The following is a 15872-nucleotide window of genomic DNA, read 5'->3' on the forward strand; positions in this document are numbered from 1 at the left end:
GTGCTATGTCAAGCTGAATACAACATTAAAGCACAATTTCCGTTTTATAAAATTCTTTTATCATTTTCACCATATATTCCGTATCACGACTTCCCGCCGTTTCATATGACGAGTGCATGGCAAGCTGTGCAAGACCGATGTCTGCGGTATTCAGCGAAACCTTTTCATTTGAAAGATTTCCAAGCGTTGAACCGCCCGGAATATCACTTCTGTTTGCATACATCTGATACGGTACACCTGCATTTTTGCACACATACTTAACAACCGCCTCCGATACCGCATCAGTGGTGTATCTTTGATTTGCATTGTACTTAATCACAATACCGCCGTTCATATACACACGGTTTGTACCGTCCGACTTGTCCGCAAAATTCGGATGCACCGCATGAGCATTGTCGCACGATAACATAAAGCTTTTAGCAACGGCTCTTTTGTACGTTTCCGAATTATTGCAAATTCTTTCAAGCACATCACGCAAAAATGACGATTTAGCACCTTGCTTTGTACCGCTGCCGACTTCTTCATTGTCAAACGCGGCGAAAACAGTTACATTATCATCACTTTCGGAATTTAAAAATCCCTCAAGTGTACTGTACATACACTGTAAATCATCAATTCGCGGTGCGGAAAAATATTCTCCGTCCGTGCCTAAAACAGTACCGCGCATACGATTGTAAAGCGACAAATCAAAACCCAATATTTCCTCTTTATCTACGCCGACATTTTCTGCAATAATATCCTCAATTCTGCCGTTTTTCTCCGACGCTATCGGACACATATCACGTCTTATATTAAATTCATAACCCTTATTAATATCTCTGCTCATATGAATTGCAAGTGACGGAATAACAAGTAAATCCCTGTCTATATTGACAAGTTTCGTTTCAACCTTACCATCCTTTGCCGTAACAATTCTTCCGCTTATCGACAGCGGTCTGTCAAGCCACGACGACATTATCATACCGCCGTAACCCTCAACACTCAACTTTATACAGCCGTCCGCATTTATTTCAAAATCAGGCTTTAGCTTGAATGACGGCGAATCGGTATGAGAGGCACAAATCATAAACGCACCGAAATCCTTTTTCGGCATTTCAAACGCAATTATTGATGACGAATTTCGTATAACGTAATATTTACCGTCGTTTTGTACATCCCACTTGTCACCCTCAAAAAGTTCCGTAAAACCGTTTTCGTCAAGCCTGTCCTTTGCGGTTTTGACCGCATGGTAACAATCCGTACTTTTTCCGATAAAATCAATTAAATTTTCTGTATAACCCATTGTTAAGCCCTCTTTATTCAAATCTGATGTTTCCGCCGCCCGCATTCGCTTTAACCGCTGTACCGCGTCGTTTCAAACCGTATATGTCGGTAAGTTCGTATTCAAAAATATAAGCTCCGTCTGAAATATTTGCTTTTTTCACACCGCCGAACATTTTTAAAGTCCATGAACCTGTTATATTGTCGTTTGAGTTGTGTTCCGCGTCATATACCGTAAGAATAGGAGTTATTTTATCAAAGAAACCAATCTTTTTCAAATTCGTATATGCTCTGCCGTTTGTCGAATCAAGACCGCCCCAAGCACCAATAATTTTGTAACTGTCTTTTTCGGTATCGTGCATAATGCGAACATTGCTTCTTTTGCCGTTTAATATAATCGGAGCCGAATAAATCTCATAACCGTCATATTTTCCGACAAGATTAACCGATATATTTTTACCGCATAATCTAAGCATTTTGCCGTTAAAATCATCTTTAAAAATACCTGCATCCCAGTCACCGTCCAAATCGCTGTATTTACCTATATATGTATAGTTTCCGCTCTTTTTATCCGCCTTATACACGTTTATATCCACACTTTTGAACATATCCATATTGCCGAGAATATTCAGTTCATACGAATTGCCGTCCAAAATAGTCTTATATTCCATAGTCTGCATATCTTGATTATATGTATTCCACGCCCAGGAAGAATTAAAATCTTCTGTATTTGACGTATCTTCTACATTGCACCGAGTACATATCTTGCGTAGAAATTCCTTATATTTAACACTGTTTGAAATCTCCATATACTCTTGAAGTTCGTCATTGTTTTCCCAAAGCGGATAATATAGTGCAAGACCTGTCGAATTAGCTTTTCTCTCACCGCACACTCTGTATAAAACGGTTTCATTTAACGTGTTAATAAGCACGTCCGACGTGTTTCCGACAAATTCACTTGTTTTAACCGCCATATCGCCTAAATCAACGGAATTTGAAAATCCCTCATCAACCGTTGCACCGCCGTAAAGCTGTACACCGCTTATCGCCTTTGAAAGATTGACATAATTTAAAAGGCTGTCCGTTGCGGTAAGCATATCACCTGCCATACCGTCAAACGCCTGATTAAGCGTAGACATATTGTCTAAAGCAACGCAAGACATTGCCGCGTCTTTGTCAGTGCCTTTTTCTTCACACTTTGCATAATATCCGTCACACACTGCCTCACCGATACCTTGAGAATCAGTTGACGGATTGTCGGACAAATACTGTAAAACATATTCATAATTCCATTCATCATTTCCGATAACGTCCTGCGGTGCAGTCATATAATCGGCACACATAGACATCTCCGCCGCAATTTCAAGACTTCCCATAAGCGACGAATCGAAAGACAGCATATCAAAATTTACGCCCGCCGCACTGATTCCGTATGAAATTTCTTCAAGATTAAGGCTGTCGTTGCCGTTAAGCTCGTCATAAGCCATACCGTTCATCAATCCGCCGCCTGCACCTGATAAAATAAGCATATAATGGTTTGCTTTATACTTTGACGTACCCCATGATATAAAATTAGCAAGAGTATTGTAGTCACCCATATTTGCCGCCATAGACTGATCCTCAAGATAAAGCTTATTCTTACCGGCTTTAAATCTTTGACAATAATCGCTGTATATATTCTTAGTGTGCCACTTACTGCTGCCGCCTGTTTGCACAATGACATTTATATTATCCGAATAATTTACATTCATAATTTCATCAAGTTTTTTTGAATAATCACCGTTTACGGATTCATCGTCACCGCCGCACATATATATAAGAACAGTCCAAGCCTTGTTACCCGCTTGACTTTCGGTATCACTTTCATAAACCACCTTATTTGAAGAACACGCCGTAAGCATAAGAACCGTCAAAACGGCAGTTATTATAAGCGTAACTCTTTTCATAGCCTTACCCCTCCATAAATTTATATAATGTAAAAAGGTGTTGCAAAGATTTCTCTTATACAACACCTTCTCAGTTCATTTTTAATTACGCTTGTGCAGGAGCGCCTACCGGACAGACACCGGCACATGCACCACATTCGATACAAGTAGCGTCATCTATAACGTATTGAGTGTCACCCTCGCTGATTGCACTTACAGGACATTCAGCAGCGCAAGCACCGCATGAAATGCAAGCATCAGAAATCTTATATGCCATTGAAATACACCTCCTCATTTGATATTGCTGATATGATTATAACACGAAAATTGATATACTTCAATAGTTTTTCAAAATATTTTACTCACCGATTTCTTCCTCTGAAGACTCGTTGTTTTTGCCTTTTTTGAGAACTTTAACGTCCGCAACATTAAACTCTTTTAAAGTTTTTTCGTTTTCGTCGTCAAGTTTAACTTTAACCAGACCTTTAAGCAAGCTGACATATTCAACACTGCCCGTACCTTCGGGAGTTTTTACGATAGCACCCTGTTTCGGTGTAACCTTTAAAAGTTCCTCATATGTATCCTGTTCATATTTCAAACAACACATAAGACGTCCGCAAGCACCCGAAATTTTAGTCGGATTAAGTGAAAGTCCCTGTTCCTTTGCCATTTTTATAGACACCGGAGCGAACTCACCGAGGAACTGACTGCAACATAAACCTCTGCCGCATACACCGATACTTCCGAGAGTTTTCGCCTCATCTCTGACGCCGATTTGACGAAGTTCAATTCTTGTCTTAAAGACCATAGCCAAGTCTTTTACAAGTTCACGGAAGTCAATTCTTCCGTCCGCGGTAAAATAGAATAAAATCTTGTTTCCGTCAAATGTGTATTCAACTTCGACAAGTTTCATTTCAAGCTTGTGATTTTGAATTTTCTCCAAACATATCTTGTAAGCCTCTTTTTCAAGCTCTCTGTTCCTTTTGCTTTTTTCGGTATCTTCTTCGGTTGCGATACGGATAACACCCTTTAAAGGTTTCTTGAATTGGTCGTTATCAATAGCCTTTTTGCTCATAACGACTTCACCGTATTCAATACCTCTTGAAGTTTCGACAATTACACTGTCGCCTTGTTTTATATCAAAATCAAGCGGATCAAAATAGTACGTTTTGCCTGCCGGCTTAAATCGTACCCCTATCACGTTTACCATATTATAAAACCATTCCTTCCAAAATGTTTAAGCTTTGCTGTTTTTCGCTCTGCTCTTAATCTTTTCAGCCATTTTCTGCGACGGCTCAAAAACAAGCATATTTTCTATTCTGTTCTTTTCGTAAACAACGTACCAAACCTTTTTAGGCGAAAATACACTCGCACGCATATTGTATATCGTTTTCGGAGTTTTTTTCGGTTTTTGTCTGGTAACAGACTTCACGTCCGATATATAAAATTCAACTTCTTTGTTTCTGTGACCGATTGCACGGTTTACGCGCACAATATCGTCTTTAACGCTGTAAGTAAATATCGCCGCATAACGCGTCAGAACAAAGAAACCCAATATACAAAATAAAAGTATCGTTATTATCGTACCGATTATTTTGTAGCTTGGCAAAATAAAAATTATATATTGTCCTAAAATCATAAATATGACAGCCCATAAAAGCGAAAATATAAATTCTTTTCCGCCGCCTGTTCTCTTTTCTTCCACTCCCGAAAACTCCTTAAAACATCATTTTCTAATCTAATTAATTATAATATAAAACAATAAAATTGTCAACTCTCCGCATAAATAGCGATTGATGACCTCAAGCCACCGCTCCGTCACTTCGTGACACCTCTCCTCAAGGAGAGACTTTTTTATATATGCCCTCTTCCGTAAGGCTCCCCTTGAGGGGAGCTGTCGGCAACGCCGACTGAGGGGTGGCTTTTCTGTCTATTATTTTCCTCTATTATCTACAACACGGGGCATTGTGGCACCGTCCCATACTTTCACACAATCCGCATCTCATTCAAAGCGGGCGACCAATGGTCGCCCCTACACACCACCATATACTGCACTTACTTCGTAGGGGCGGTCATCGGCCGCCCTATAAGGCTCCCCTTAAGGGGAGCTGTCGGCAACACCGACTGAGGGGTGGCTTTTCTGTCATTTTCTTCTAAGCATATTAATCATTTCCGAAATCGTCTTAATCCCGTAAGCCGCAAAACCGTCGGGAATTTTCACACCTCTAAGCGATTGTTTCGGCACAATCGCCGACTTAAACCCCAGTTTAGCCGCCTCATTAATACGCTTTTCAAGCTGCGAAACACCTCTAAGTTCACCGCCAAGACCGACTTCACCGATAAATATCATATCCGGCGGCAGAGGAATATCCGCCTGACTTGTCGCGACAGCGGCACAGATACCCAAATCAACCGCCGTTTCATCAATACGAAGTCCGCCTGCAACATTAACATAAATGTCTGAATTTGACAAATTCATTCTTGCACGTTTTTCAAGTACCGCGATAAGCAACAGCACACGATTAACATCAATACCGTTTGTCATACGACGCGGATTACCGAATCCGGTCGGTGTAACGAGTGCTTGAATTTCAGCCATGACACCACGACTGCCCTCCATCGTACACACAATCGCACTGCCCGATATATCAACATTTCTGCCCTCCAAAAGCATCATTGACGGATTTTCGACTTCTCTGAGACCGCTGTCACACATTTCAAATACACCGATTTCGTTAGTCGAGCCGAAACGATTTTTAACCGCTCTTAAAATCCTGAACGAAAGCTGTCTGTCACCCTCAAAATAAAGCACACAGTCGACCATATGTTCAAGCACTCTCGGACCTGCGATTGCCCCCTCTTTTGTAACGTGACCGACTATAAACATAGAAATGCCGAGCGACTTTGCAATGTGCATAAAAGCGTTAGTAGCCTCTCTTACCTGCGGAACACTTCCTGCCGCAGAGGCAATATCCTGTCTGTTCATCGTTTGAATTGAGTCAATAATAACAATGTCGGGTTTAATTTCGTTTATACATTCTATAACCGTTTCAACATCTGTTTCGGAAACAAGATATAGATTTTCCGTTGTAACGCCCAATCTTTCAGCACGAATTTTAATTTGTCCCTCCGATTCCTCACCCGAAACATATAAAATTTTTCTTTCTTCACCGGCTTTTTGGCAAATTTGCAAAAGTAATGTTGATTTACCGATACCCGGGTCACCGCCTACAAGTATTAATTCACCCTGTACAATTCCGCCGCCAAGCACTCTGTCAAGCTCCTGTAAACCGGTTTTGTAACGTGTTTCATATCCGACTTTTACATCACCGATTTTTTTCGGCATACGCACACTTCCGCCGTTACTTATAGACATTGCACGCGTAGCAGACGTTTTCTTTTCCGTAATAACAGTTTCCTGTATGGTGTTCCAACTGTTACAGCCTGGGCATTTTCCCAGCCACTTCGGTGATTTGTACCCACATTCACTGCATATATATGTCGTTTTTGTTTTCATTCCTATTCCTTTCATTTATCAGTATTGCCACCACAAAAATTATATCCATAATTTTATAACTTTCCACCCACACTGTCAAGCCACAAATATTACGCTCACATTGCGGTTTGCATAATTTACATTACAGCAATGTTACAGCTGTGTTAATATCCACTCTATCCACGCACTTATCCACGCAATTCACGCCCGATTTATCCGTAAATATCAAAGTTATCCACGCGTTATGCACCCAACGTGGATAACTTTATTAACACATTCACAGTTTACATAACCTTTTCTGTCCCCAAAATTTTTATATTCCGAAAATTCAAAAAAATAATACTTATAACGTCAATATTTTTCGGAATAGCCTTGACAAACACCGTCAGTTTTTATAAACTATATGTATATGTAATTATGTAATAATTTGAAAGGATGACTTTTTTATAATGAATAACGCAGATAAAACAATGGACAAAATCGTAGCGCTTTGTAAAGGCAGAGGCTATGTGTACCCAGGCAGTGAAATTTACGGAGGTCTTGCAAACACTTGGGATTACGGTCCTCTCGGTGTTGAATTTAAGAACAACGTAAAAAAAGCTTGGTGGAAAAAATTCATACAGGAATCAAAATATAATGTAGGTCTTGACTGTGCAATCCTTATGAACCCAGAAACATGGGTTGCGTCGGGTCACGTCGGCGGTTTCTCGGATCCTCTTATGGACTGTAAAGAATGTAAATCACGTCACAGAGCGGACAAGCTGATTGAAGACTTTGCACACGAAAAAGGTGAGGACATCACAGTTGACGGTTGGAGCAAAGAAAAGATGGTTGAATACATCACAGAAAATAACATTGTCTGCCCAAAATGCGGCAAGCAAAACTTTACTGATATTCGTGAATTTAACCTTATGTTCAAGACATTCCAAGGTGTTACAGAAGATTCTTCATCAGTAGTATATCTTCGTCCGGAAACTGCACAAGGTATTTTCGTAAACTTCAAAAACGTACAACGTACAAGCCGTAAAAAAGTACCTTTCGGCATCGGACAAATCGGTAAATCATTCAGAAACGAAATCACACCGGGTAACTTCACATTCCGTACAAGAGAATTTGAACAAATGGAACTTGAATTTTTCTGTGCACCGGGTACAGACCTTGAGTGGCACGCATATTGGAAAGAATACTGTATGAATTTCTTACTTAACCTTGGTATAAGAAAAGAAAACTTGCGTTTCAGAGATCACTCACCTGAAGAACTTGCATTCTATTCAAATGCAACTGCCGATATTGAATTTGTATTCCCATTCGGTTGGGGTGAACTTTGGGGTATTGCAGACAGAACCGATTATGACTTAAAGCAACATATGGAACACAGCGGTGAAAGTATGGAATATATGGACCCAATCACAAACGAAAAATACGTTCCGTATTGTATTGAGCCGTCACTTGGTGCAGACAGAGTTGCACTTGCATTCCTTGTTGAGGCATATGACGAAGAAGAACTTGAGGGTGGCGACACAAGAGTTGTTATGCACTTGCATCCGGCACTTGCACCGATAAAGGCTGCCGTTCTTCCGCTTTCAAAGAAACTTGACGAAGGTGCAACAGCTGTATACGAACAGCTTTCAAAGAAGTTCAACTGTGAATATGACAATGCCGGTTCAATCGGTAAGCGTTACAGAAGACAAGACGAAATCGGTACACCGTACTGTATCACATATGACTTCGATTCAGCAGAAGATAACTCGGTTACAGTCCGTGACAGAGATACAATGGAACAGCAGAGAATTAAGATTGACGAACTTGAAAAGTTCTTGGAAGGAAAATTAGAATTTTAATAATGTTGTTGGTGGGGGTAAATTGCTATGAAATTTGTTGATGAATTTAAAGATTTTATATCTCGCGGAAACGTAGTTGATATGGCAGTCGGCGTTGTTGTCGGCGGTGCATTTAAAAGCATTGTCGATTCACTTGTTGCCGACATTATCGACCCGGGTATTGCATACGTTGTATCTCTTATAACAGGTGCACTCAAAACAGCCGCTACAAGTACAGTCGGTGACACAAGTGCCGTTGAATCGGTTATGGATATGTCTAAATGGATAATTCCGGGTACATCAATAAATATCGGTAATTTCCTTTCGGCGATTATTAATTTCCTTATCCTTGCATTTATAATTTTCTGCGTAGTTAAGGGGCTTAATAAACTAAATGATAAATTCAAAAAGAAAGTTGAGGAAGAAGTCACTCCTGCAGGTCCTACCCAAGAAGAACTTCTTGCCGAAATACGCGATTTGTTAAAAGACAAAGAATAATACAAAACCCAATCGAACGAAATTCGATTGGGTTTTCTTTTATTTTTCTATTTGCTTTACCTCTGCATACGGCTTCATATTTCCATTCCACACATACACATCTATACCGTCATATTCCACATCATTCAAATCGACCTCCGCCGTCATATTATGTATGTCAGGTGTCACAATCTTTTTAAGTTCATTACCTTTTCTGAACGCAACATACATCAATTCGTCATCTTCTTCAAAATTAAGCGATACGATAAGTTTGTTATCTTTTATTTCACACTCAATTTTATTGTTCGTTAAAACAGTCGGCATTGGTGTGACTGTCGGACCAGCCGTTGGTGTTGCCGTTGGACTTGACGTTACTGTCGGCATCGGTACTGTCGTAGGCATTGCCGTTGGACTTGGTGTTACTGTCGGTACTATCGTTGGTGTTGCTGTTGCTTTTACCGTTGGTGTTGCCGTTGGACTTGGTGTTACTGTCGTAGGCGTTGCTGTTGGTTTTACCGTTGGTGTTGCCGTTGGACTTGGTGTTACTGTCGGCGTTGCTGTCGGTTTTACCGTTGGTGTTGCCGTTGGTGTCGCTGTCGGCATAATTGCCTTAACCGCATTATACGCATTCAATCTTCCGCCGCTTATAACTTTACCTGTAAGCGCCGAAAGCTTGTCTGAACTCGAACACAAAGTTTCTTTAATTTCTTTTGCCGAAATATTCGGATTTACTGCACGCATTACCGCAACAGCACTTGCAACCATAGGTGTAGCCATAGAAGTTCCCGACATTGTTCCGTAACTGCTTGTCGGAATTGTACTGTAAATATCCGTACCGGGTGCGGCAATATCAACACTTTTCGCACCGTAATGTGACGTACTGCTGAGTTCATCACTGCTTGTCGTGTTTGCAACAGAAATTACATTGTCGAGGTCTTTTGTAAGTTGTGACGGATATACCGCCACTTTGTCATTATTAGCTTATGATGCACTTGTTGTATTTCCCGCCGCAATAACGAAAAACATATCAGGCACAGCCGCCATTGCAGATTTGATTGTGTTCACAGAAGAACTTCCCCAACCAGTACCGCCAAAACTGCAATTAATAATATTTATATCATTCTTTTTCGCGAAATTAATCCCTTCTATTATATAAGATAAAGTACTTTTACCACTGCTGTTAAAAATCTTTATTGACGCGATTTTGGCATTACGTGCAACAGACGCCACACCCTTGGAATTATTAGTCGCCGCACTTATAATCCCCGCAACGTGAACACCGTGTTCGTCCACATATGACACATCACCGTTACTGTCACCGCAATTCCAACCATATATGTCATCAATATAGCCGTTACCGTCATTGTCAATGCCGTCACCGGCAATTTCGCCCGTATTCACCCATATATTGTCAATTAAATCTTCGTGATTTGTCTGTATACCCGAATCCATAACTCCGACAGTCACATCAGAGCAATCAATATCAAAATCCCAAAGCTTTTTTGCACCGATTAAATCAAGCACAGCTTGTTTTCCGTTTTGATAGTACGTGTCATTAGGTTCGGAAAACTCATATACATTGTAGTTAGGCTCTGCATATTCAATATTCGGCATAGCCTTTAATTTTTCAATCGTATCTATAACATTTTCACGGCTCGGATTTTCCAAATCAAGTACATATATAATAGGCTCTGTTTTATCAGAAAACAAACTGATACTGCTTGCATCGTCACCGAAAATACATTTTGCATCACTGATATTCAATTCTTCAAACGGGTCTGAACACATTGAAACAGCATCGGTAATCTGCGGTTTTAACTGCACAAGCACACTTCCGTAATCAAAATCCAACCCGTCATATTCATCTGCATAAACATTAATCCCCAGCCACATCATAGCCAATAACGCGGCAAAAAATATATATCTGAATCTTTTCATAACCATAGCTCCGTTTTTCAAATTGCTTTAATTTCAGTATATCACTCAATTTTTATAAAGTCAATTTAAACCTCGTTTTTCGCTTGACTTTTTTGTTTTACTATGGTAAAATATTAAGGTACTTTTGGAGAAGTATCGAAGCGGTCATAACGGGGCGCACTCGAAATGCGTTTGCCTTAACAGGCACGTGGGTTCGAATCCCACCTTCTCCGCCAAAGAGAATGCTGATTTTTAATCCGCATTCTTTTTTTACTATGTGAATTTTTATAAAGGAGTAAAACAATGCAGACAGAAGAAAAACAAATGAAGATGAGTTATCTTATAAAGCGCTTTGTACCGTATTTCAAAAAATACAAATGGATACTGATACTCGATCTAATCTGTGCGTCACTGACAACGGTTTGTGAGCTTGTATTCCCAATGCTCGTGCGTTACATAACAAATATGGGTATCAATAACATAGCAGGATTAACCGTCGGAATAATCTTAAAAATAGGACTTTTCTATCTGATTTTAAGAATAATCGACTCTGCGGCAAATTTCTATATGGCTGACACTGGACATATTATGGGAGCAAAAATCGAAACAGATATGCGCCGTGACTTATTCGCGCACCTTGAAACGCTTTCACATTCATACTTTGCCGAACACAAAGTCGGACAAATTATGGCACGAATAACAAGCGACTTGTTTGATATAACAGAATTTGCGCACCACTGCCCCGAAGAATTTTTCATCGCCGCACTGAAAATAATCGTTTCATTTATAATTCTTTGCGGAGTAAACGTACCGCTTACGGTTATTGTGTTCGCATCACTTCCGCTTATATTCTGTTTTGTAAAATTCTTTAATACGCGTATGCGTAAAGCGTTCAAGAAACAGCGTAACCAAATCGGCGAAATTAATTCACAGGTTGAGGATACATTGCTCGGTATAAGAGTGGTAAAGTCATTTGCGACAGAAGAACTTGAAGCTGAAAAATTTGAGGACGGCAACAAAAAATTTCTTGACACAAAAAAACTCGGATATTTCTATATGGCAGGTTTTCAAACATCAAACAGAGCCTTTGAGGGTGTAATGTATTTGATAGTCGTTGTTGCGGGTGCGTTGTTTATGATTAACGGCAAAATCTCCCCTGCCGACCTTACCGCATATCTTTTGTATGTAAGCACGCTCCTTGCCACTTTGCGTACAATCATTCAATTTACCGAACAATTCCAACGCGGTATGACAGGTATTGAGCGTTTCCTTGAAATTATGGACGCACCTGCCGAAATAACAGAAAAAGAAAATGCCGACGAATTGAAAAATGTTCAAGGAAATATAACGTTTGAAAACGTCGGATTTCATTACAGTGACGATGACACAAACGTGCTGTCAAATATAAATCTTAACATCAAGAAAGGCGACAGCGTTGCACTTGTCGGTCCGTCAGGCGGCGGAAAAACAACGCTTTGTAACCTTATCCCACGTTTTTATGACGTCACAGAAGGACGTATTTTAATTGACGGCAAAGATATAAAAAACGTCACATTAAATTCGCTCCGAAATTCAATCGGTGTCGTTCAACAGGACGTTTACTTGTTCTCGGGAACGGTCTTTGAAAACATCGCTTACGGATTAAGCGGTGCAACACGCGAAGATGTTATAAACGCCGCCAAGCTTGCAGGCGCACATGAATTTATTTCAAACCTCGAAAACGGATATGACACATATGTCGGCGAACGTGGAGTTAAACTTTCGGGCGGTCAAAAGCAAAGAATAAGTATCGCAAGAGTATTCTTAAAAAATCCGCCTATACTTATTCTTGACGAAGCGACCTCCGCACTTGATAATGAAAGCGAAAAAATCGTGCAAGACTCACTCGAAAAACTTGCAAAAGGCAGAACAGTATTCACAATCGCCCATAGACTTACAACAATCCGTAACGCAAATATGATTCTTGTCCTCACCGAAAACGGTATCGAAGAACAAGGCACACACCAAGAATTGATTGATAAAAAAGGATTGTACTACAACCTATACAGTATGTACACCTCACTATAACAAACAAAAATGCGGTCTGTATGACCGCATTTTTTTATAGTAGTGGTGCTACTAACCTTATAATATGTCCTAAAAGCTTTGTGAAAATATTAAAATGTTTAACGTCCTCTAATGTAATCTTCTGCGACAATTCAAGCGTGTCTTTGAAATCACGTTCAATATCCATAACCGCCGGTACATTAAGCATATAAGCCGCACATTCATAGTGAAGATACAAACTTCTGTAATCGTGGTTTACCGTACCGACAATGGCTTTTTTACCGTCACTTATCGACATTTTCGCGTGAACAAAACCGGGTGTATATTCGTATATTTCTATACCTGCTTTCAAAAGTTCCTTATAATATGTTCTCGCAAGATAGAACGCATATTTCTTGTCAGGAATATGTGGCATTATAATCTTAACGTCAACGCCCCTTTGAGCCGCATACTTCATACACTCATACATCTCGTCATCAATAACAAGATACGGCGTCATTATATAAGTATATTCCGACGCATTGTTCAGATTATTTATATACGCACGCTTTCCGACATAAACTTCATCAAGCGGAGTATCGCCGAACGGTATTACAAATCCGTCCGTACTTACGGAATATTTTTTTGACGCTTGGATATATTCACCGCAATCCTCAATGTGTTCATCATTTACGTTCCACATTTCAAGAAACATCGCCGTAAATCCCGCGACCGCCTCGCCTCTGAGCATAAATCCCGTATCTTTCCAATGCCCGAAACGCATCTTTTCATTAATATATTCATCTGAAATATTTATCCCACCGCAAAACGCCACCGCACCGTCTATAACCATTATTTTTCTGTGGTCACGATTGTTTTGGTGAGTTGACAAAAGCGGTACAATCGGCGAAAATATACGACATTTAATCCCCTGTCTTTCAAGATATTCATTGTATTTTCGCGGAAGCGTCACGATACAGCCCATACCGTCATACATAACGCGAACTTCAACGCCCTGTTTAACTTTTTTCTTTAAAATTTCAAGAATTTCATTCCACATACGGCTCGTGTGATTTATAATAAAGAACTCCAAAAATATGAATTTTTCCGCTTTCAAAAGCTCCTTTTTCATATCCTCAAACATTCTCTCGCCTATGCTGTAATACTGTACACCCGTATTTGTGTAAGCAGGAGAACCGCCGTATTTCGATAAATACCTTGCAAATCCGTCCTGATTTTTATCGGTCTGATAAATATTTTTCATAACATCATTGTCTTGAACAAGATACTTTTTGTTTGCCTCTTGAATATTCTTGTAATCGTCACCTATATTCATTGACACTCCCTGTGCCCTTGTAAACAGATAAAACAAAGCACCGAATATAGGTATAATCGCAATAAGCGTTATCCACGTCATTTTAAAAGTAGATTCCTCTGTACGATTAATTTCAAATATTATAAGTACGGCACTCAAAACAGTCGAAAGACCGAACAAAACCTTTGAATAGTCGGAAATCCATATATACATTGCAACAAACGTAATGATTTGCATTAAAAGCATTACCATTGCAACGAATTTGTTTGAATATAAAAGTCTGTAAATCTTTTTCATTCAAAATCCTCCTTTCAAACGGCTATTTTAAATTTTTTATATACGCAAACGTTTTTTCTTCCCCTTCTTGCTGCAACATCATAAGCCACCCTTCAAGCAGCTTTGCAGTGTTTGGGTGCATACTTGTTTTAGCATTTCCCTTTAAGAAATATTCTATCGGATTATCGTTTGTATATTTGTCGTCCAAATAAATTTTTCCTGCCGCAACACGGTCGCAAAACATTTCTTTAACATATTTTAACGGCATTTCGACCGCCTCCATACGTCTTGTTTTGGGATTGTAGTCTGTCCAATATTCAAAGTGATGTTTGTTTCTTCCTTTGTGGTGCATCCAAGCCTTTGAATAACCGTATTCACGTCTTTCGCCCTCTGTCGGACTTCTGTCACCGAGATAAAATCTTGCTCCCGGTAAAAATTCAGTCGGTGAATATTTCGACAAATCGTGACGCATACCCTGCCACAAAATTCCGCACCTTAGGCAATGATACATTACCTTGTGACGGTGCCTTGTGATTGTCATAAAATGTTTTATAAAATGCCACATACAGTGATTCTTCCTTTTTCTATAATAGTTTATTATATCACAAATACCGACATTTTACAATACCAAAACGTTGCACCTCTCAAAACAAAAAAAATCGGCTGCCAAAATTTCGGCAACCGATTTTCGATTAGTTACTTCTTCTTTCCATTTCCTTATAAATATCTTCCCAAGTCATACCGTTGTCAACCAGCATAACAGTAAGGTGATAAATAAGGTCAGCGGTTTCGTAGCTGATTTCGTCCTTATCGCGGTTTTTACCTGCAATAACAACTTCGGCAGCCTCCTCACCGACTTTTTTCAAAATCTTATCTTCGCCCTTATCGAACAAGTAATTTGTATAACTGCCCTCTTCAGGGTGTTCTTTTCTGTCCATAACTACAGCCTGTTCACGCGCAAATACATCTGTCTTAGTCTGTTCCTTTGCGTCCTCAACAAGCTTGCCGTCCTCAATCTTTCTGAAGAAACAACTTCTGTTTCCCGTATGACACGCAGGACCGGCAGGATTAACAAGCACAACAAGACAATCGCAGTCGCAGTCAACGCGAACTTCTTTAACGTACATATAATTACCCGAAGTATCGCCCTTTACCCAAACTTCCTGTCTGCTTCTTGACCAAAAAGTTGCTCTGCCTGTTTCAAGAGTTTGCTTAATCGTGTCCGCATTCATATATGCAACCATAAGCACCTCGTTAGTTTCAATATTCTGCACAACCGCCGGAATAAGTCCGCTTGCGTCAAATTTAAGAGTATTTATTAATTCGTCCATTTATGTAATTCCCCTTTCAATTTATATAAA

12 protein-coding genes, 1 tRNA gene and 1 pseudogene are annotated in these 15872 nt (G+C 39.8%); 4 read left to right on the forward strand and 10 right to left on the reverse strand.

Annotation, left to right across the window (positions count from 1 at the left end):
- Nucleotides 1-25: 25 nt before the first annotated feature.
- The 6 genes from LKE05_RS08770 to radA all read right to left on the reverse strand — a co-directional run bounded on the left by LKE05_RS08770 (nucleotide 26) and on the right by radA (nucleotide 6717).
- Nucleotides 26-1327 carry a M18 family aminopeptidase gene (locus LKE05_RS08770; RefSeq protein WP_308456566.1) on the reverse strand — a complete coding sequence of 434 codons (1302 nt, stop codon included), beginning with the start codon at nucleotides 1325-1327 and terminating at the stop codon, nucleotides 26-28.
- Nucleotides 1296-3206 (reverse strand): clostripain-related cysteine peptidase, encoded by a 1911-nt coding sequence (locus LKE05_RS08775; protein WP_308456567.1) that lies wholly within the window; start codon nucleotides 3204-3206, stop codon nucleotides 1296-1298. The genes LKE05_RS08770 and LKE05_RS08775 overlap by 32 nt, the downstream gene beginning before the upstream one ends.
- Before the next feature lie 85 nt (nucleotides 3207-3291).
- Nucleotides 3292-3462 (reverse strand): 4Fe-4S ferredoxin, encoded by a 171-nt coding sequence (fdxA, locus tag LKE05_RS08780; protein ID WP_308456568.1) that lies wholly within the window; start codon nucleotides 3460-3462, stop codon nucleotides 3292-3294.
- 81 nt (nucleotides 3463-3543) lie between these two features.
- Nucleotides 3544-4395 carry a PSP1 domain-containing protein gene (locus tag LKE05_RS08785; protein WP_308456569.1) on the reverse strand — a complete coding sequence of 284 codons (852 nt, stop codon included), beginning with the start codon at nucleotides 4393-4395 and terminating at the stop codon, nucleotides 3544-3546.
- Nucleotides 4396-4422: 27 nt separating this feature from the next.
- A complete protein-coding gene (locus tag LKE05_RS08790) occupies nucleotides 4423-4890 on the reverse strand; it encodes a DUF6106 family protein (protein WP_308456570.1) in 468 nt (155 codons plus the stop codon).
- Nucleotides 4891-5328: 438 nt separating this feature from the next.
- A complete protein-coding gene (gene radA, locus LKE05_RS08795) occupies nucleotides 5329-6717 on the reverse strand; it encodes a DNA repair protein RadA (RefSeq protein WP_308456571.1) in 1389 nt (462 codons plus the stop codon).
- Nucleotides 6718-7130: 413 nt separating this feature from the next.
- Between radA and LKE05_RS08800 the strand changes: the two genes are divergently transcribed.
- Together LKE05_RS08800 and mscL are read left to right on the forward strand one after the other, a co-directional pair.
- On the forward strand, nucleotides 7131-8522 hold the full coding sequence (locus LKE05_RS08800; protein ID WP_147514734.1) for a glycine--tRNA ligase: 1392 nt from the start codon (nucleotides 7131-7133) through the stop codon (nucleotides 8520-8522).
- Between the two features lie 27 nt (nucleotides 8523-8549).
- A complete protein-coding gene (mscL, locus tag LKE05_RS08805) occupies nucleotides 8550-8999 on the forward strand; it encodes a large conductance mechanosensitive channel protein MscL (RefSeq protein WP_022230846.1) in 450 nt (149 codons plus the stop codon).
- Between the two features lie 39 nt (nucleotides 9000-9038).
- Here the strand turns inward: mscL and LKE05_RS08810 are convergent.
- Nucleotides 9039-10922: pseudogene (locus LKE05_RS08810) on the reverse strand (S8 family serine peptidase).
- Between the two features lie 120 nt (nucleotides 10923-11042).
- Between LKE05_RS08810 and LKE05_RS08815 the strand changes: the two are divergent.
- Together LKE05_RS08815 and LKE05_RS08820 are read left to right on the forward strand one after the other, a co-directional pair.
- Nucleotides 11043-11131, forward strand: a tRNA-Ser gene (locus tag LKE05_RS08815).
- Between the two features lie 67 nt (nucleotides 11132-11198).
- Complete coding sequence (locus LKE05_RS08820) at nucleotides 11199-12962, forward strand: ABC transporter ATP-binding protein (protein ID WP_022230848.1); 1764 nt, start codon at nucleotides 11199-11201, stop codon at nucleotides 12960-12962.
- A 34-nt stretch (nucleotides 12963-12996) separates the two neighbouring features.
- On the opposite strand, the gene cls is transcribed toward LKE05_RS08820, so the two are convergent.
- The 3 genes from cls to hisIE form a co-directional block, all read right to left on the reverse strand.
- Nucleotides 12997-14532 carry a cardiolipin synthase gene (gene cls, locus LKE05_RS08825; RefSeq protein ID WP_022230849.1) on the reverse strand — a complete coding sequence of 512 codons (1536 nt, stop codon included), beginning with the start codon at nucleotides 14530-14532 and terminating at the stop codon, nucleotides 12997-12999.
- 22 nt (nucleotides 14533-14554) lie between these two features.
- A complete protein-coding gene (locus LKE05_RS08830) occupies nucleotides 14555-15076 on the reverse strand; it encodes a DUF5662 family protein (RefSeq protein WP_022230850.1) in 522 nt (173 codons plus the stop codon).
- 127 nt (nucleotides 15077-15203) lie between these two features.
- Nucleotides 15204-15842, reverse strand: a complete 639-nt coding sequence (gene hisIE, locus LKE05_RS08835) for a bifunctional phosphoribosyl-AMP cyclohydrolase/phosphoribosyl-ATP diphosphatase HisIE (RefSeq protein ID WP_308456572.1) — start codon at nucleotides 15840-15842, stop codon at nucleotides 15204-15206.
- Nucleotides 15843-15872: the final 30 nt, after the last annotated feature.

It is taken from the genome of Hominilimicola fabiformis (genome assembly GCF_020687385.1).
Classification (GTDB): Bacteria; Bacillota; Clostridia; order UBA1381; family UBA1381; genus Hominilimicola; species Hominilimicola fabiformis.